Genomic DNA, 18,083 nt, shown 5'->3' on the forward strand with positions numbered 1-18,083 from the left:
GTTGCAAGCCGTGGCCGTGTCAGGGCGTGTCCCGTTCGCTGCGCGCTAGGCGCCTGCCAATAGCCAATTGCAGGCGCGCGGGCAGGCGACTGAGCAGACCAAGCGCGGCGATGAACGGGCCAGGAAAGGCGATTTCCAGCGGGCGGGCGTCCAGCCGTTTGGCGATATGCCGGGCGGCCTTGCGTGCTGACCAGCGCATCGGTGTGTAATAGCCGCTATTTTCCGAGTGCGCAGTATCGACGAAGCCCGGCGTGACTACAGTCACCGCGATACCTTCCTGGGCCAGGTCGACCCGCAGTGATTCGAGTAGATAGCGCAGCGCGGCCTTGGAGGCGCCATAGGCGCCGGCGCCCGCCAGTGGCAGGTAGGTGACCGCGCTGCTGACGCCAACCAGATGTGCCGATTGGCCACGGCGCAGCAGCGGCAGTGCGGCAACGATGCAGTGGCTGGCCGAGAACAGGTTGCCACGCATGACCCGGGCCAGTGTATCGGCTTCGAAATTGCTGGCGTCGACATGTTCGTACACGCCGGCATTGAGTATCGCGCAGTCCAGCGCGCCCCAGTGCTCGTTGAGCTGCGAGGCAATCGCGTCCACTTCGCTGACCTCACCAAGGTCGCCCGGCAGCACCAGCACCTTGCCGGGAAAACGCTCGGCGAGCGCCAGCAAAGGTTCTTCGCGGCGAGCGCTCAGCGCCAGGCGATGGCCGTCGTTCAGCAAGCGCTCGGCCAGGGCATGGCCGATGCCGCTGCTGGCACCGGTCAGCCAGATGCGTTTGCTGAAGGCACTCATGCCAGTTCGCTGGCAGGCGGCAGGTTCTTGAAGGCGTCCAGCGCACGCTGGCGGCTGGCGCGCAGATCGACGATGGGCTTCGGGTAGTCCACGCCGCCGCCAAACAGGCTGGCTTGCCCTTTGCTGCCGGCATGCGGATCGTGAATCGCCTTGTCGCTCAACGCCGCCAGTTCGGGCAGCCACTGGCGGATGAAGCGGCCATCCGGATCGAAGCGCTGCGATTGGCTGATCGGGTTGAAGATGCGGAAGTAGGGCACCGAGTCGGTGCCGGTCGAGGCGCTCCACTGCCAGCCGCCGTTGTTGGCGGCCAAGTCACCGTCGATCAGGTGGCGCATGAAGAAGCGTTCGCCTTCACGCCAGTCAATCAGCAGGTTCTTGGTCAGGTACATCGCCACCACCATGCGCAGGCGGTTGTGCATCCAGCCGGTTTCCAGCAACTGGCGCATGGCCGCATCGATAATCGGAATACCGGTACGACCTTCCTGCCAGGCTTGCAGATCCTTGCTGGAGTTGCGCCAGGGCAGCGCTTCGGTTTCCGGGCGGAAGGCACGGCCCATGGAAACGTGCGGATAGCCGACCAGAATATGGGTGTAGAACTCTCGCCACAGCAGCTCATTGACCCAGGTGACTGCGCCCTGGTTGCCGCTTTCGAACTCGCCGCCGTTGGCGTTCAGCGCCGCATGCAGGCACTGGCGCGGCGACACCACGCCGGCGGCCAGGTAGGCCGAAAGCTGGCTGGTGCCGGGGCGGGCAGGGAAGTCGCGGTTATCCTGGTAGTCCTCTATCCACTCGTCAGCAAAGCGCTGCAACCGCTCCCGTGCGGCCTGTTCACCCGCCGGCCAGGCAACGAGCAGGTGCTGGCTTGGGGTATCGAAGCCAGCAATGTTTTCGGGTATCGGGTCAGCCGCTATTTTCAGTTCGTTTTGCGCTTTGGGCAGCGCCACCAGTTTCGGCAACGCCGTGTGCAGGCGCTGATAACAGACGCCGCGAAACTGGCTGTAGACCTTGAAGTAGTTGCCGGTGCGCGTTAGCACGCTGCCCGGTTTGAACAGCAGGCGGTCGAGATGGCTGTGAAGGTTGATGCCGAGCTTGTCCATTGCGCTGGAGACGGCCTGGTCGCGGCGGCTTTCGTTGACGCCATATTCCTCGTTCACATGCACGGCGGTGGCGTTCAGTTCTTGGGCCAGCTTGCCGAGTACCTTTGGCGCCGCGCCCCACTCATCGGCCTCGCGAACCAGCAGCGGTACGTTGAGGCGCTTCAGCTCCTGGCTCAGCTCGGCGAGGTTGCGCAACCAGAAATCCACCTTGCACGCGGCGTCATCGTGCTGCTGCCATTGGGCCGGGCTAAGCAGGAATACCGCGACCGTCGGGCCGGCCTGCATGGCAGCGCTCAGCGCACTGTTATCGGTGACACGCAGGTCGGTGCGAAACCACATCAGTTGCAGCATGAGGCGTCCTATTCGAGCAGATGGCGATCTGCGAGGGTTTGCAGCGCCGCCAGCGGGTCGGCGACGACGGTGACATCCGCTTCAGCGGGCGCATGGGCAATGAGTCTTTCGGCCTCCTGCTGATCCTCGATACCGATCAGGATGCAGGGCACGCCGTGGTCGCCCAGCCAGTGCTGCAGCGATGACTGGGCGCTGGTGTTGGAGCCCGATTCACAGAACAGCAGCAGTGCTCGTGGGCGACGGCGGCTGATGGCCAACGGCAGTTCGGTGATTGGAATCGGCCCGTCGAAGGCATCGACCGGGCAGCCTGCAGTGCCGATCAACCAAGCGCATAGCCACAGCTGCGGCGACATTGGCGCCTGGCAGAGGTTGATCAGCATCAGCGGCTGGCCCTGATGCTGGCGATTGTCGTGGTAGACCCGCGCGCCGAGTTTGCTACGCAGCCAGCTGTGCAAGAACAGCCGTTCGGTGGTCGCGCCGGGGCGCTGCGGCCAGCGCGCTTCCAGGGTGACCAGCAGGGGTAACAGCAGGTGCTGGCAAAGAATCTGTACCGGGTACAACGCGAGCTCCGCGTTGAAGCGCTCGTCGAGCTGACGTTCGTCCAGCGCGTGGACCGCATCGCACAGGCGCTCGCGTTTTTCCTGCCACTGCGATGCCTGATCAGCCGGCAGTGGCTGGTCTGCCCGCAGCAGACCTTTCACCTGGCCGACTGAAACGCCGCGATTGAGCCAGCCAAGTACTGTCTTGATGGTTTGCACCTGTTCCGGGGAATACAGGCGATGCCCCTTCGCGGTGCGATGCGGCACGATCAGGCCGTAGCGGCGCTCCCAAGCGCGCAGGGTAACCGGGTTGACCCCGGTAATGCCCGCCACGTCGCGAATCGGCAGGTAGCCATTGGCAATCAGCTCTTGGGTTGTGCCGGTGCCTTGCTCGTTGGCGTTCAACCGGTTCATAGCGCGTTTCGCAGGCTGAGGTTTTCCGGGTGCGGCTGCAGGTAAACCTGCTGGGCGATGTAGCGATCAGGGTGCAGGCGAAAGTGGTGCTTGAGCAGGGTCAGCGGCACCACCAGCGGAATGATGCCCTTGCGGTACTGGCCGATCAGCTGCTGCATTTCCTGCTTTTCCTCGCTGCTCAGCGCGCTCTTGAGGTAGCCGCTCAGGTGCTGCAGCACGTTGCTGTGGGTGCCGCGGGTGGCGCAGCGCTTGAGGGCGATCATCAGTTCGGCGATGTAGCGAGTGGCCAGTTCGTCGAGATCTTGCGCGGAGAGGTCGCTCAGCATTCGGCCCAGGCGCTTGTAACGTAGCGGATCGGTGGCCATCAGCAGGTACTTGTGGCGGGCGTGGAACTCGATCAGCCCACCGCGGGTAAGGCCGGATTCGCACAGTGCTTGCCACTGGGAATAGGTGAATACGCGGGTAAGGAAATTCTCGCGCAGCACCGGATCATTGAGCCGGCCTTCTTCCTCGATGGGCAGGTTCGGATGCCTGTCGGTGAGCACACGGGTAAAGATGCCACGGCCCTTCGGCTCGCTCGGGTGGCCGTTGTCCTGATAGACCTTGACGCGCTCCAGCCCGCAGGACGGCGATTGCTGCATAACGATGTAGCCGCTGATCGCCGGCAGCTCTGTTGCCACTTGTTCACCGTAGGAGGCCAGCGCAGCGGTGTGATCCTGATCCGGGTGTACGGTGCCGACGGCACGTGGCGCGGCAGGGTCGCCGACCAAGCGGATGGGCTCGCGTGGGGTGCCCAGGCCGATGGCGACCTCGGGGCAGTACGGGACGAATTCGAAATATTCGCTCAGTTGATCCAGGCACAGCCTTGAAGCTTTGTGGCCACCGTTGTAGCGAACCTCGGCGCCAAGCAGGCAGGCGCTGATGCCTAACTTGGGTTTTATGCGGTGGAGCTGGCTGACTGGCATGGCACACCTTCAAAAATGACCTTGTACAAGGATTCGGTTATGTACAGGGTTATTTCATCTTAAGCCCGATCTTGTACAAGTCAAATTTCATGTACAGGGCTTTCATCATAGAGTCAGCCAGATGGCCAAGGGTTCAACGCCAGCCCATGTGCCAGCTTTCGGTGTTCTGCAGGTCACGCCAGTCGAGGCGCTGGCAGCGTTTGCTGAGTACCGCCTGCAGCTCCACCTCCAGTACGTTGCCGTCCTCGTCACAGAACAGCTCGGTGACCATAAAGTGTTTTTCGCGGTTCTGCGGTTTCGCTGCCGTCCATTTGGACAGGAGCAGTTTGCGCGGGGTGAGGCGATGCTTTTCACCGTTCATTGGTTATGCGCGATCAGTTTGCGGGCCGCTTCCTGGCCGCTGAGCCAGGCGCCTTCCACTCGGCCGGAAAGGCACCAGTCGCCGCATACGTAGAGGCCCAGGCCGGCATCAGCGAGGGCGCCCAGCTGGTGAGCTGCGGCAGGCCGCGCATACAGCCAGCGATGAGCGAGGCTGAACACCGGGGCCGGCACCGCGCAGCCGATCATTTCCGCGAACGCGCCATGTAAGTGCTCGATAACCTGCTCCTTGGACAGATCCAGGTGTTGCCTGCTCCAACTGCTGCTGGCGTGCAGCACCCAGGTGTCAGGTGTGGCATCGCGGCCGGGCTTACTGCGGTTGCGCGCTGTCCAGTCGAGCACGTCGTCCTGCACGAAGCAGCCCTCTACCGGCGTTTGCAGTGGCTCCGCAAACGCCAGCGCGACTGCCCAGGTTGGCTCCATGCTGACGCTTGCTACGGTGCCGGCCAGTTTCGGCGCGGTGGCCAGCAATGCACTGGCTTGCGGGGCCGGTGTGGCAATGATCACCTGACTGAACGGGCCGTGGCTTTCGCCATCGGCATCGAGCAGATGCCAGTGCTGCTCGCCGCGAAAGACTTCGGTGATGCGGCACGAGAACTTCACCGGCAGGGCGCCGAGCATGGCGCGGGTGATGGCGCTCATGCGCGGCGCACCAACCCAGCGCACCTGCTCGTCGGCAGACGGGCTGAGCACGCCGTTGGCGTATTGGTAGAGGTTGGGCGTCCAGGGCTCGACCCAGCCACGGGCTTGCCACTGGGCGACAGCGGCAGCGAAGCGGCGATCACGAGCGGTGAAATACTGGGCGCCGAGGTCCAGGGCGCCGGCGTCGCTGCGCTTGCTGGCCATGCGGCCGCCGCTGCCGCGACTCTTGTCGAACAATTGCACCGGATAGCCGGCGGCGTTTAGCGCTTCGGCGGCGGAAAGGCCGGCGATACCGGTGCCGATAATGGCGATGGGAGCGTTGTTGGTCATGGTTACCTCACCTGCTGTCGAGCCGCCGTGACTGCGGTGGGCGACTCGCTGGGCCTCAGGCTACGCCTCGAACTTCACTCATACAATGTACAGTCCGCATAAGCTTATGGCATGTTCGTCAGTATCTGCAGCCAGGGCATCTACTCTTCAGAATAGGTGCGACCGGCAATAGTTTCTCCTCGTTTCTGTCGGCGGCAGGCGGGGCGCGGATTGTTCTTGAGCAAGGTGGCGCAGGTCGTGTCGAACCCTTAGAACCTGTTCACGATCTGCTGCGCGTCGGCCCTACTGCGTTAAAAACAGGCTCGGAAAGCCGCTTGCGGTTAACGCACTTTAGTGCGGCCCCGAAGGGGCGAGCGAAGCGAGTAATGCTCATTTACAGCTCGTAAACTCTGCTTCCTCGCCTGTTTTTGTGGGGCCGCCTAGGCCTTGTATGGCTCTAGCTCGCGAGATCGTGAACAGGTTCTTAGACCAGAATAACGAGGAGTCTGCTATGCATATCCTGATCACCGGCGGTACCGGCCTGATTGGCCAGGCGCTCTGCCACCAGTGGGCCGCCCAGGGCCATCAGTTGACCGTATGGAGCCGGCGCCCCGAGCAGGTGCCGGTGCTCTGCGGCACTGCCGTGCGAGGCGTCTCGCGCCTTGAGGATATTGGCGACGCGCCGCTCGATGCGGTGGTCAACCTGGCGGGCGCCCCGATTGCTGACCGCCCGTGGAGCAAGGCGCGCAAGCAGCTGCTGTGGGAGAGTCGCATCGGCCTGACCGAGCGCTTGCTGGCCTGGCTGCAGACTCGCGAGCAGAAACCGGCGGTGTTGCTGTCTGGTTCGGCGGTGGGCTGGTACGGCGACAGCGGCGAGCACATCGTCGATGAGCAGGCGCCATCAGGTGCGGACTTTGCGGCGCAGCTGTGCGTAGCCTGGGAAGATACCGCGCAGCAGACCGAAGCCATGGGCATTCGCGTGATCTTGTTGCGTACGGGGCTGGTACTGGCCAAAGAGGGCGGAATTCTCAAGCGCATGGTGACGCCATTTCGCTTCGGCCTGGGCGGGCGCATCGGCAGTGGACGCCAATGGATGCCGTGGATTCATATCGCCGATCAAATCGCCCTGATTGATTTTCTGTTGCAGCACGAGCAAGCGCGCGGTCCTTATAATGCGTGCGCGCCGCACCCGGTGCGCAACGTCGAGTTCGCCAGCGAGCTTGGCCACGCCGTGCACCGGCCGACCATCGTGCCATTGCCGGGTTTTGCTTTGCGTGCGGGGCTGGGCGAGATGTCGCTGTTGCTGCTGGGCGGCCAGCATGCGTTGCCGGTCAGGGCACAGGAGGCGGGCTTCGAGTTTCGCTTCACCCGCCTAGACGTAGCGCTGGTCGACCTGTTGAGCCTTCACTAATACTCGTGCGCGGTCCGCTGGATCTGACCGCGACACCTTCAAGGGATATTGCATGACCGATCACGCCTTACTGCTGGTCAACCTCGGCTCGCCGGCTTCCACCGAGGTCGCCGATGTACGCAGTTATCTCAATCAGTTTCTGATGGACCCTTACGTAGTCGACCTGCCGTGGCCAGTGCGTCGCTTGCTGGTCTCGCTGATTCTGATTCGCCGCCCGGTGCAGTCGGCCCATGCCTATGCATCGATCTGGTGGCCGGAGGGCTCGCCCTTGGTGGTGCTCAGCAAGCGCCTGCAGGAGGCGATGAAGAGCCAGTGGACCGAGGGTCCGGTTGAGTTGGCTATGCGCTACGGCGAACCGTCACTGGATACCGTGCTGACGCGCCTGGCCGGACAGGGCATCACCCAGGTCACCCTGGCGCCGCTTTACCCGCAGTTCGCTGACAGCACCACCACTACGGTGATCGAAGAAGCCAAGCGGGTGGTGCGCGAGCGCAAGCTGCCGATTCGCTTCTCGATTCTGCCGCCGTTCTTCCAGGACCCGGATTACATCGAGGCCCTGGCCGACAGCGCGCGGCCTTACCTGGAAAAAGACTTCGATCACCTGCTGCTGAGCTTCCACGGTTTGCCGGAGCGCCACCTGCGCAAGCTTGACCCGAGCAATCATTGCCTGCGCGGGCCGGACTGTTGCCGCACGGCGTCGCCACAGGTGCTCGCCACCTGCTACCGGGCCCAGTGCATGCGCAGCGCCGAAGCCTTTGCCACGCGCATGGGGCTGCGGCCTGAGCAGTGGTCGGTGTCGTTCCAGTCGCGCCTGGGCAAGGACAAATGGATCGAGCCCTATACCGAGGCGCGCCTCGACGAACTGGCCGCCCAGGGCGTGAAAAAGCTGCTGGTGATGTGCCCGGCCTTCGTCGCCGATTGCATCGAGACCCTGGAGGAAATTGGTGACCGTGGCCGTGAGCAATTCCAGGAGGCGGGGGGCGAGAGCCTGGAGCTGGTGCCCTGCCTGAACTGCCACCCGAGCTGGGTGGCAGCGCTCAAGCGGCTCTGTGAGCGAGCGCCGCAAAGCGTGTAAAAAAATGCCCGGCTAGTGCCGGGCATTTTTCTTTCCCTCTCAGACCCTGTTCACGATCTTTTTCGGTGACATAAAAGGCTGCTACAAGGCAAAAGCGGACATCGTTGCTTTACCTGTGGGAACGGGCCATGCCCGTGATTCTTTCGCAGGCATGGCCCGCTCCCACAAGTAATCATCAGTTCACCCTATTGGAACGAACGGCCGCTTCCGCCACTTCGCAGTCAAAACGCTGAAGTCGAGCCGAAAAATCATTAACAGATTCTCAGATGTCGGGCGCGTCGTCGGCGCTCTTCTTCTTCCAGCCGTCATTACCCGGCAGGATCAAGTTCAGCAGGATGGCGACAATGGCACATAGGGCGATGCCCTTGAGGCCGAAGTCGTCCGGGCCGTCGCCGGTGCCGATCAGCACGCCACCGATACCGAACACCAGGGTCACCGAAACGATTACCAGGTTGCGCGCTTCGCTCAGGTCGACGCTGTGGCGGATCAGGGTGTTCATGCCCACTGCAGCGATGGAGCCGAACAGCAGGCACAGAATGCCGCCCATTACCGGCACCGGAATGCTTTGTAGGATGGCGCCGAACTTGCCGATGAAGGCTAGGGTAATGGCGAAGATCGCCGCCCAGGTCATGATTTTCGGGTTGTAAGCCTTGGTCAGCATCACCGCGCCGGTGACTTCGGCGTAGGTGGTGTTGGGCGGGCCACCGAACAGGCCGGCTGCGGAGGTGGCCAGGCCGTCGCCGAGCAAGGTGCGGTGCAGGCCCGGCTTCTTCAGGTAGTTCTTGCCAGTCACGCTACCCACGGCGATCACGCCGCCGATGTGCTCGATGGCCGGTGCCAGAGCAACCGGCACGATGAACAGGATCGCCTGCCAGTTGAACTCCGGTGCGGTGAACGCCGGCACGGCCAGCCAGGGCGCGGTGCCCACGTGGCTGAGGTCAAGGGCGCCAAAGTAGATCGACAGGGCGAAGCCCACCAGGATGCCGGAGATGATCGGCACCAGGCGGAAGATGCCGCGCCCGAACACGGCGACGATCAGGGTGGTCAGCAGGGTCGGCATGGAGATCCACATCGCCGTGCTGTAGGGCAGCAGCACGCTACCGTCGCCGGCCTTGCCCATAGCCATGTTGGCGGCGATCGGCGCCATGGCCAGGCCGATGGAGATGATTACCGGGCCGATTACCACCGGCGGCAGCAGGCGGTCGATGAAACCGGTGCCCTTGATCTTCACGGCCAGGCCGAGAAAGGTATAGACGAAGCCCGCCGCGACCACGCCGCCCATGGTTTCCGCCAGGCCGAACTGGCCCTTGGCAAGGATGATCGGGGTGATGAACGCGAAGCTTGAGGCCAGGAAAACCGGGACCTGGCGACCGGTGACGATCTGGAACAGCAGCGTGCCCAAACCTGCCGTGAACAGCGCCACGTTGGGGTCGAGACCGGTGATCAGCGGCATCAGCACCAGGGCGCCAAAGGCCACGAATAGCATCTGCGCGCCGGACAGCACCTGCCGCCACAACGGGTCGTTGAATTCGTCGCGCATCGATCAGGCGTCCTTCTGCTTGGTGCCGAAGATCTTGTCGCCCGCATCACCCAGCCCAGGAATGATGTAGCCGTGTTCGTTGAGGCACTGATCGATGGACGCGGTGTAGATCTGCACATCCGGGTGCGCGTCGTTCACGGCCTTGATGCCCTCTGGCGCGGCGACCAGCACCATGGCGCGGATTTCCTTGCAGCCGGCTTTCTTCAGCAGATCGATGGTGGCGACCATGGAGGCGCCGGTAGCCAGCATTGGGTCGATAATCATCGCCAGGCGCTCGTTGATTTCCGGCACCAGTTTTTCCAGGTAGGTGTGCGCCTGCAGGGTTTCTTCATTGCGCGCCACGCCGACGGCGCTGACCTTGGCGCCTGGGATCAGGCTGAGCACGCCATCGAGCATGCCGATGCCGGCGCGCAGGATCGGCACTACGGTGATCTTCTTGCCGGAGATCTTCTCGACCTGCACGGGGCCGGCCCAACCTTCGATTTCGTAGCTTTCCAGGCGCAGATCCTTGGTCGCCTCGTAAGTGAGCAGGGCGCCCACTTCCTGGGCCAGTTCGCGGAAATTCTTGGTGCTGATATCCGCTCGGCGCATGAGGCCGATTTTGTGGCGAATCAGCGGGTGGCGGATTTCGAGGACTGGCATTGCGGGGTCTCCGGCAAAAATGGGCAAAAAACACGCTAGATTAAAGCATTGCGTCGCAAAGTGGGCGCTGTAGCGGTGGAACTTTTTACCATCGGCGCGCAATGGCCATGCCATTTGTCGAACATCCGGAGTCATGCTTGCGCCGCGTAGGCCGGGTGCGTAACTTTGCCGCCTTTTTCTGACCCGGTGATCAGCGCCTGCGCCGGGGCCATCCATGCGGTGCCAACTGCACCTGCCTACGAGGACACGATATGTCTGCCGATCTCGCCCACATCCGCCAGGTAATGGCCGAAGCCGACTGCCTGTACAGCGAAGCCGAAGTCGAGGCCGCCATCACCCGCGTCGCCGCGGCCATCAACGCCGAACTGGCTGAGCGCAACCCGGTGGTGTTCTGCGTGATGAATGGCGGGCTGATCTTCTCCGGCAAGCTGCTGACCCAGCTCGACTTCCCGCTGGAAGCGTCCTACCTGCACGCCAGCCGCTACCGCAACCAGACCAGCGGCGGTGAGCTGTTCTGGAAAGCCAAGCCGGAAGTGTCGTTTATTGATCGCGACGTACTGATCATCGATGACATCCTCGACGAGGGGCATACCCTGGGCGCAATCATCGACTTCTGCCATCACGCTGGCGCTGCCAAAGTGCATACCGCCGTGCTGATCGACAAAGACCACGACCGTAAGGCGCGGACTGATCTCAAGGCTGACTACGTGGGCCTGCCGTGCATCGACCGCTACATCTTCGGTTACGGCATGGACTACAAGGGTTACTGGCGCAATGCGCCAGGCATCTATGCCGTCAAAGGGCTTTAAAACCTAGTTTTGCCAGCTTTCGCAGATCGCCCGGGCTCGCGACAGGTCGCGGGCGTAGCTGAGTCGGCCATGGGCGTTCTGCAGGCCGGCGCGGCGCAGCTTCAGGCGCAGTGACGGCGAGGCGCCGCTGACGATCAGGGAGATGCCGTGCTTGCGGTACTCCAGCACGATGCCTTGCAGCGCTGCGAGCGCCGTCATGTCGAGCATCGGCACGGCGCTGACGTCGAGAATCACCACCCGGATATGCGGATCGAGGCGGCGCAGGGCGCCCAGCGTGCGCTCGGCTGCGCCAAAGAACAGCGGGCCGCGAATGGCGAAGGCCAGCGTGTGCTCCGGCAGATCACTCAGCGCCTGATGGCTGTGCCGCGGTAGGCTGCGGGCATCGGTCAGTTCACTCATGCGCTTGATGAACAGCCCGGCGGCCAGCAGCAGGCCGACGCCCACCGCCAGCACCATGTCGAACAGCACTGTGAGCAGCAGGCAGGTCAGCAGCACCAGCACGTCGCTGCGTGGCGCGATGCGCAGGGTATGGGCCACATGGTGAGCTTCGCTCATGTTCCACGCCACCATCAGCAACAGGGCGGCCAGCGCCGCCATCGGCAGGTAGCTGAACAGCGGCGCGAGAAACAGGATCGCCGCCAGCACCACGCCGGCATGGATGATCGCCGCCAAAGGCGAGCGTGCGCCGGCTCTGACGTTGGCGGCGCTGCGGGCGATGGCTGCGGTCGCGGTGATCCCCCCGAACAACGGCGCGACCAGATTGCCAATGCCCTGGCCGAGTAACTCGGCGTTGGGGTCGTGCTTGCTGCCGGTCATGCCGTCGGCGACCACCGCGCAGAGCAGCGACTCGATGGCGCCAAGCATGGCGATGGCAAAGGCCGGCGCCAGCAACTGGCGGATCAGCTCGAACGACAGCACCAACGGCTGGCCATCGGCACCTGGCAATTGCCAGGGCCAGGCGAAGGTGGGCAGGAAGGGTGGAATGCCCGGGTAGCTGACGCCTTCGACGCTATAGCTAAAGCGCTCACCAAGCGTCGCCACCGACAGGCCGCTATGTTCCAGCAGCAAGCCCAGTAACGCGCCGACCGTCAGTGCGACCAGGTGACCAGGCACCCGTGGCACCAGCCTCGGCCACACCAGCAGCACGCCAAGGCAGGCCAACGCCACCAGGCTGTCGCCGAGCCGGATGCCGGGCAACGCCTGAATCAGCAACTGCACTTGCTGCACGTAATGGCTTGGCTGCGCGGTTAGCTGCAGGCCGAATAGATCTTTGATTTGCAGCGTGGCGATGACGATGCCGATCCCGGCGGTGAAACCCAGCGTGACCGGATAGGGCACGAATTCGATCAGGCGGCCGGCCTTGAGCAGTCCCAGAACGATCAGAATCAGTCCGGCCATCACCGTACAGAGCAGCAGACCGCCGATGCCGAATTGCTGAGTGATCGGCAGCAGAATCACCACGAAGGCGGCAGTGGGGCCGGAAATATTGAAGCGCGAGCCGCCACACAGGGCGATCAGCGGGGCCGCGACCAGTACCGTATAGAGGCCATGCTGTGGTGCCACACCGACAGCGATTGCCAATGCCATCGCCAGCGGAATGGCGATGATGCCTACCGTGAGGCCTGCGGCCAGATCGCCGCGCAGGCTGGCCCAGGAATAGCCACTGCGCAGGCTCTGGCGGCAAGCAGCGAACAAGGTAGGCATGGCGTGGCTTCCTGGCGGGTTGCCGCCAGTATAGAGCCGCGTAGCGAGACGGGTTGTTGACTTAGGTCGCGTACCGCTCGGGCCTCCTGGCTGCTAGCCGATGCGCTGTCACCTGAGGCGTGCTCTGCGTTGAGCGCTTTTGATGCCAGGGTTACACTGCCGGCCCCATGTAGTCTGGTTAGCTGGAGTGAGCGATGCGTAAAGACAAGAAGCAGGTGATTGGCGACGACATCAGTGATGAGCAGATCAAGCTGTTTCTCGCCGTGGAACCGGCCGATGCCACACCGCCGTCGCTGCACAAACTGGTGAAAGCCTACCGCGGTCTGCGCGACCACGACTTCGAGCGTTTCCTGGGCTTCTTCGTCGAGGCCGGTTATGACCTGAATGCCAAGGACGCCGACGGCAATGACTTTATCGCCCTGATCCAGGATCAGCGCAATGCTGAACCCTACATCCAGGCGGTCAAAGCCGCCCGCGGCTAAGAACCGGTTTACGATCTTTTTAGACGGTATGAAAGAGGCTGCTACAAGGCAAAAGCTGCCCTTCGTAGGGTGGACGACGCTTTATCCGTCCACCGCTCTGCGATTGCAATGGTGGACAAAAAGAGCGTTGTCCACCCTACGGCTGCTACCGCCACTTAGCTGCCATAAGCGGCGAAGCTGGGCTGGAAGACTTTGAACAGGTTCCAAGAGCTCTGCGGCGACGACAGCCTGTCGTCGCCTACCTGACAAGAAGCAGGCTAGTCGCCACGCTTGCTGTCGATCCGCTCCAGACGATTGCCCACGAAGCGCAGGAAGTAATTCATGCCATTGCGCGGGCCGTAATTCCATTCTTCGATCTGCACTTCATGGGTGAAGCCGTAGCGGTCGGTTTCCTCCTTGTAACCGACGAAGGCGCGGTTGTTCGGCTCGCCGCATTTGGCCTGTACTTCGGCCGTGGTGTCGCCGGTGCTGGCGATTGCTCGGTCGCAACGCCAGGTCTCGGCATTGACGGTGCCAGCCAGCAGCATGAGCAGGGCGCAGGAAATCAGTGTCTTGATCATGATCATTGCGGGCGTTTGCGCTCGATGCGCGTCAGCCGATTGCCCTCGAAGGTCAGGATGGTGAACATGCCGTTACTGGGCTCGTAGGCCCATTCCTCGATGTTCGTTTCACGTCGGTTGTACGGGCCAACCGTGTAGCCGACCGGATCTCGAAATGCCGGCTCGCCGCATTTTTGCATCACCTCGAAGGTGCGATCCCCCAGGTTAACCAGCTTGCTGCCGCAGCGTAGCGTATCGGCGTGGCTCAGTAGTGGGCTGGCGCATAGCACCAACAGCAGACTCAGTCGTTTCATATTCATCACTCGCTGCCCAGGTGAAGGGGGGTGGCCACGCGGCCATCGGCCTCAGCCTGACCCAGATTGACGTCGAGCAGGTAGATGCGCTCGTCCGCCAGTTTGCCGCTGTCCACCAGATAGGCCTTGATCGCAGCAGCACGTTCCTGCGCTAGCTGGCGCTGCAGGCCCCGGCTGTCGCTCCACGACGCCAGTACCGCCGCATGCAATTTCGCGGTGCGTTCTTCGTCGCTCAGCTTGGCCCATTCGGCCGGTGGCTGCTGCTTCAGGCGGGCGCGGTAGATGCCTTCGAGCAGCGGCGCTTTTTCGTCCTCAGGTACCGTCAGCTCTTCGGCACTGGCCGGCACCTTGTCACCACGGCGCTGCATGATGCGATACAGATAATCCTGGTACTCACGCTCCAAGCGTTTTTCGGCGAGCAGCGGGCCGTCACTGCTCTGCGCGCTCGAACCTTCGATCTCCAGGCGCAGGGCCGGGCGCTCTTTCAGGGCGCTGGCCAGAGTGTCCAGCGCTTTACGCGCCTGGTCGTCCAACTCGGCGCTGCCGGGGGCGAACACGATCGTGCTCAGGTCCATGTTGCTGCCGCCACTGACCAGGCCGCCAATGAACTTGAATGGTGCCTGAGCGGTACGCAGCACGAGGTTTCGCAGGGTTTGCCAGACGATCGGCATGACGCTGAACTGCGGGTCATTGAGGTCGCCCTGCAACGGCAGCTCCAGGGAAATGCGCCCCTGGGTGTCCTTGAGCAGTGCGACCGCCAGGCGAATCGGCAGATCCACCGCATCCGGGCTGTCGACCTTTTCGCCAAGCTGCAGCTGCTCGACCAAAACCTTGTTCTCGGCGTTGAGCTTGCCGTTGTTGATGCGGTAGTGCAGATCCAGATTCAGGCGGCCCTTGCGGATCCGATAGCCGGCGAATTTGCCGGAGTAGGGCGTCAGGGTGGTCAGCTCGACCTGCTTGAACTGGGTGGCGATATCCAGGCTCTGCATCGGATCGAACGGCGTCAGGCTGCCCTTGATGGTGACCGGCGCGTAGCGGTCGACCTTGCCGCTGATATCCACTGGCGCAGGCTTGCTACTGGTGCTGTCCAGAGTGCCGATGCGGCCATTGAGTTGCTGCACGGCAGTGGCGAAGTTGGGCCGCAGGCTGAAGTCGGCGAAGTTGGCCGAACCGTCCTTGAGGCTGACCTCGCCGATGCGTATCGCCAGCGGTTTGTCCGTAGACGCCGCGGCCGACGAATTCGCCTGCGAGGCATTGCCAGCCGGTTGTTTGACGATCAGCTCGTTGACGTTGGTGGTCAGGTCTTCGTTGATCACGAAGCGCGCGTAGGGCTGTTGCAGATCGACCCGTTCGATATCCAGGCGCTCGCCATGCCGGTAATCGATGCCGCCCAGGTTCAGCTGCTTCCAGCGCAGCAGGTCGCGATCCTTGAGGGTGTCCAGAGTATGCAGCTGGGTCACCTGCGCCTTGCCCTGCACGCGCAGCGCCAGCGGCTCGGTGGCAGTAAGCGCGACATCAAGGTCGCTGCTCAGCAAACCGCTACGCAACTCCAGATGCACGAACGGGCTGATGTACGCCTGCGCCACTCGCATGTCGATAGAGCGCGTCGCAACCTTAAGGTTGGCGGTGGTCGGGCTCAGCTGTACCTGGCCTTCGGCCTGCAGCGAACCTTGTTTGCCGACCGCGGTATCCAGCTTGAGCGAGAAGGGCGAGGTGCCCATGCTGTCGAAGTTCTGCATGTCCAGATTGAGCGGGCCAAGCTCGACGTTGACCGCTTCACTCGGTACCCGGTCAACGAGGTGTGCGTGGTAATCGCGCAGTTGCACATCTTTGACCTGCACCTGCCAGGGCTTGGCCTCTGGTTTCGCCGCAGGCTTTGGTTCACCGCCCTCTTTGGCGGGCTCGGGCTCATTGGCTTCTGCTGCTGGAGCTCGCTTAGGCGTCTGCTTGGCTTCGCCGGCAAAAAGCTTCTGCCAGTCGAGTTCGCCGTCGGCTTCGCGGGCGGCCCAGGCTTCGAGCTTTTGCCCGCGCACCTTGCCGATCACGACCTTCTGCTTGGCCAGATCGAGAGACGTTTCGCTGACTTCCAGCGAATCCAGTTTCACCAGCGGCTTGCCGTCTGGCGCTTTCATGGCGAACGGTGCGACTTTGACCTGCGCGTTGCTCAGTCGCAGATCGGTGCCGTCACGCAGGTTCAGCTGGTAGTCGGCTTCCAGACTGACGACGCCTTTTTCCAGCACCAGCGGTAGAGCGTCACGCACATAGGGCCAGAACGCCTGCATCGGTTCGTTGGTGATTTTCAGGCTGCCGTTGGAGCTGATCGGGCTCAGGCTCAGCTCGCCGCTCCAATCGATACGCCCGCCTGCCGGGCCGGTAGCCACGAGGGTCATGTCGGCATTGTCGTCGGGCAGGGTGCTTAGGTTGTGCAGCTCGAGGTTCAGATTGTCGTAGTGGATGTCGATAGGATCCTGTGGGCGCAGGTCCTGAAAAAGCAGGTTGCCGCCGGCCAGTTCGATGCGGTCGATGCGCAGGGGAAATGGCTCGCTCGGCTCCTCGGGCTTGGGCTTGGGCTCGCTGGGCGGCAGCTTGAACAGCTGTGCCAGATTCAGGGTGCCGTCCTTACTGAAACGTACTTCGGTGTGCGGCTTGACCAGGGTGACGTCGGCCAGGTGCAGAGCGCCGCTCCACAGGCTGTCGATTTGCAGATTGACGGCCAGGTGTTCGAACGCCACCTGCTCCTTGCCGGGCTCGCCGAGGTGCAGGCCCCATGCGTCCACTTCCAGAGTGAAGGGATTGAGCTGCAGGCGATCCAGTCGAGCGGGCTGGGTGGCGTAGTTCTCCAGCTGCTGATTGGCGATGCGCAGGGCAACGCCCGGCAGGATCAGAAAGCCGATCAGGCTGTAGAGGCCCAGGGCACTAAGCAGGGCAGTGGCGGCGCGGCGCAATCCTTTGGGCATGGTTTCGCTTCATCTTCCTGGCAGGAGTGCCTTGGATTATGGCACGGAGCCCTGGTTCCACGGAAAGCCGCTGCCAATTAGAAATGCAGGACGAGGGTCTTCAGCGGCGGGTTGCCATCGGTCGAGGGAAAGTCTGCCGCAGGCAGCAGCTGCTCATGCTCGCGTACCGGGCGGCCCAGTTTGCTGGCGCAGCGCAGCACCTGCTCGCGCCACTCGTCCATCGGTACTTTCGCCAGGTTGTTGCAGCACACCAGGGTGCCGTCTTCGGCGGTAGCGAGAATCGCCGGCTTGAGCAGGCTTTGGTAATCGCGCAGCAGGTCGACGGTGCCAAAGGCGCTCTTGGCCCAGGCGGGTGGGTCGAGAAGCACCAGGTCGAACTGGCGCTGTTCGAGGCGTGGGTAACTCGGCAGCTTCTGCCCACGACGGGCAGCGATGGGCAGGCCGGCCCACTGACGAATTGCCGGGAAGTAATCGGACTGCACGAACTGCATGGCTGGCAGCTCCGGGTTGAGCGCGCTGTTCTCGCGGCCGACCGCGAGGTTGCCTTCGGCGAAGTCGAGGTTGACCACTTCGCTGGCGCCACCGGCCGCGGCATTGAGGCCCACGCCGCAGGTGTAGGCGAACAGGTTGAGCAAGCTCTTGCCGGCGCTATGGCGCTGTATCCAGCCGCGGGCGTTGCGCAGGTCGAGAAACAGCAGCGGGTCCTGCCCGGCATGACGGCCGCGCACGCGATAGTTCAGGCCCCATTCCCGGCCGACCAAATCGACTAGCGCCTGCTCGTCTGGCTCGTATACCGAGTCACTGCGGTCGACCCGCGAGTTGCCTTTGGAGCGGTCGTTGTAGACCAGCAACGTCACGAAGCCGAGGGTGTCGTTGACCTGTTCGTGCAGGGCGAGCAGCTCGTCGCGGCTCAGCGTCTGGTGAAAACTCTGCACCATCAGCTGCTGGCCGTAGCGGTCGACGGTCAGGCCACCGGCGCCTTCCTGGCTGCCGTGGAACAGCCGATAGCAATCGGTGCCTTGGGCATGCAGTTCGCTGATGAGGTTTTCGCGGGCGGCGAGGGCGGCGCGCAGCGCCTGGTCAAGAGAAGGCACGCACGGCGTCTCGGAAAAAGGAAGGCCGGCA

Annotated in this window: 17 protein-coding genes; 4 read left to right on the forward strand and 13 right to left on the reverse strand. The window is 63.0% G+C overall.

The genetic code is table 11. From position 1 onward, the window contains the following. Positions 1-19: 19 nt before the first annotated feature. The 6 genes from BUC40_RS15435 to BUC40_RS15460 all read right to left on the reverse strand — a co-directional run bounded on the left by BUC40_RS15435 (position 20) and on the right by BUC40_RS15460 (position 5,506). Complete coding sequence (locus BUC40_RS15435) at positions 20-790, reverse strand: SDR family NAD(P)-dependent oxidoreductase (RefSeq protein WP_073267065.1); 771 nt, start codon at positions 788-790, stop codon at positions 20-22. Then, positions 787-2,235, reverse strand: coding sequence for a deoxyribodipyrimidine photo-lyase (gene phrB, locus BUC40_RS15440; protein ID WP_208605780.1), 1,449 nt, complete (start codon positions 2,233-2,235; stop codon positions 787-789). Before phrB ends, BUC40_RS15435 begins: the two co-directional genes overlap by 4 nt. 11 nt (positions 2,236-2,246) lie before the next feature. Further along, positions 2,247-3,191, reverse strand: coding sequence for a MerR family transcriptional regulator (locus BUC40_RS15445; RefSeq protein WP_073267067.1), 945 nt, complete (start codon positions 3,189-3,191; stop codon positions 2,247-2,249). After that, positions 3,188-4,156: a YbgA family protein gene (locus tag BUC40_RS15450; protein WP_073267068.1), complete on the reverse strand. Its 969-nt coding sequence runs from the start codon at positions 4,154-4,156 to the stop codon at positions 3,188-3,190. The genes BUC40_RS15445 and BUC40_RS15450 overlap by 4 nt, the downstream gene beginning before the upstream one ends. 133 nt (positions 4,157-4,289) lie before the next feature. Next, positions 4,290-4,517 (reverse strand): TIGR02450 family Trp-rich protein, encoded by a 228-nt coding sequence (locus tag BUC40_RS15455; RefSeq protein WP_073267069.1) that lies wholly within the window; start codon positions 4,515-4,517, stop codon positions 4,290-4,292. Next, the gene (locus BUC40_RS15460; protein ID WP_073267070.1) at positions 4,514-5,506 is read right to left on the reverse strand and encodes an NAD(P)/FAD-dependent oxidoreductase; all 993 of its coding nucleotides are present in this window, start codon (positions 5,504-5,506) and stop codon (positions 4,514-4,516) included. The genes BUC40_RS15455 and BUC40_RS15460 overlap by 4 nt, the downstream gene beginning before the upstream one ends. A gap of 490 nt (positions 5,507-5,996) precedes the next feature. Between BUC40_RS15460 and BUC40_RS15465 the strand changes: the two genes are divergently transcribed. Further along, positions 5,997-6,896, forward strand: a complete 900-nt coding sequence (locus tag BUC40_RS15465) for a TIGR01777 family oxidoreductase (protein ID WP_073267071.1) — start codon at positions 5,997-5,999, stop codon at positions 6,894-6,896. A 52-nt stretch (positions 6,897-6,948) separates the two neighbouring features. Continuing rightward, on the forward strand, positions 6,949-7,971 hold the full coding sequence (gene hemH / locus BUC40_RS15470) for a ferrochelatase (protein ID WP_073267072.1): 1,023 nt from the start codon (positions 6,949-6,951) through the stop codon (positions 7,969-7,971). 262 nt (positions 7,972-8,233) lie between these two features. On the opposite strand, the gene BUC40_RS15475 is transcribed toward hemH, so the two are convergent. Continuing rightward, entirely contained in the window at positions 8,234-9,511 is a 1,278-nt protein-coding gene (locus BUC40_RS15475; protein ID WP_073267073.1) for a uracil-xanthine permease family protein, read from the reverse strand. A 3-nt stretch (positions 9,512-9,514) separates the two neighbouring features. Further along, entirely contained in the window at positions 9,515-10,153 is a 639-nt protein-coding gene (upp, locus tag BUC40_RS15480; protein WP_073267074.1) for a uracil phosphoribosyltransferase, read from the reverse strand. Between the two features lie 251 nt (positions 10,154-10,404). Between upp and BUC40_RS15485 the strand changes: the two genes are divergently transcribed. Next, positions 10,405-10,962, forward strand: a complete 558-nt coding sequence (locus BUC40_RS15485; RefSeq protein ID WP_073267075.1) for a hypoxanthine-guanine phosphoribosyltransferase — start codon at positions 10,405-10,407, stop codon at positions 10,960-10,962. Between the two features lie 3 nt (positions 10,963-10,965). Here the strand turns inward: BUC40_RS15485 and dauA are convergent, their stop codons facing one another. Continuing rightward, positions 10,966-12,666 (reverse strand): C4-dicarboxylic acid transporter DauA, encoded by a 1,701-nt coding sequence (gene dauA, locus BUC40_RS15490; RefSeq protein WP_073267076.1) that lies wholly within the window; start codon positions 12,664-12,666, stop codon positions 10,966-10,968. Positions 12,667-12,860: 194 nt separating this feature from the next. On the opposite strand from dauA, the gene BUC40_RS15495 reads away from it, so the two are divergent. Then, positions 12,861-13,148 carry a PA4642 family protein gene (locus BUC40_RS15495; RefSeq protein WP_073267077.1) on the forward strand — a complete coding sequence of 96 codons (288 nt, stop codon included), beginning with the start codon at positions 12,861-12,863 and terminating at the stop codon, positions 13,146-13,148. Between the two features lie 257 nt (positions 13,149-13,405). Here the strand turns inward: BUC40_RS15495 and BUC40_RS15500 are convergent, their stop codons facing one another. The 4 genes from BUC40_RS15500 to BUC40_RS15515 all read right to left on the reverse strand — a co-directional run bounded on the left by BUC40_RS15500 (position 13,406) and on the right by BUC40_RS15515 (position 18,052). Next, complete coding sequence (locus BUC40_RS15500) at positions 13,406-13,708, reverse strand: DUF2845 domain-containing protein (protein WP_425272942.1); 303 nt, start codon at positions 13,706-13,708, stop codon at positions 13,406-13,408. A gap of 2 nt (positions 13,709-13,710) precedes the next feature. Beyond that, complete coding sequence (locus BUC40_RS15505) at positions 13,711-14,007, reverse strand: DUF2845 domain-containing protein (protein ID WP_073267079.1); 297 nt, start codon at positions 14,005-14,007, stop codon at positions 13,711-13,713. Continuing rightward, positions 14,007-16,958 (reverse strand): DUF748 domain-containing protein, encoded by a 2,952-nt coding sequence (locus tag BUC40_RS15510; protein WP_073267080.1) that lies wholly within the window; start codon positions 16,956-16,958, stop codon positions 14,007-14,009. The genes BUC40_RS15505 and BUC40_RS15510 overlap by 1 nt, the downstream gene beginning before the upstream one ends. A gap of 77 nt (positions 16,959-17,035) precedes the next feature. Further along, a complete protein-coding gene (locus BUC40_RS15515; protein WP_073267081.1) occupies positions 17,036-18,052 on the reverse strand; it encodes a class I SAM-dependent rRNA methyltransferase in 1,017 nt (338 codons plus the stop codon). Positions 18,053-18,083 lie beyond the last annotated feature (31 nt).

It is taken from the genome of Phytopseudomonas punonensis (assembly GCF_900142655.1).
In the GTDB taxonomy this organism is placed as follows: domain Bacteria; phylum Pseudomonadota; class Gammaproteobacteria; order Pseudomonadales; family Pseudomonadaceae; genus Aquipseudomonas; species Aquipseudomonas punonensis.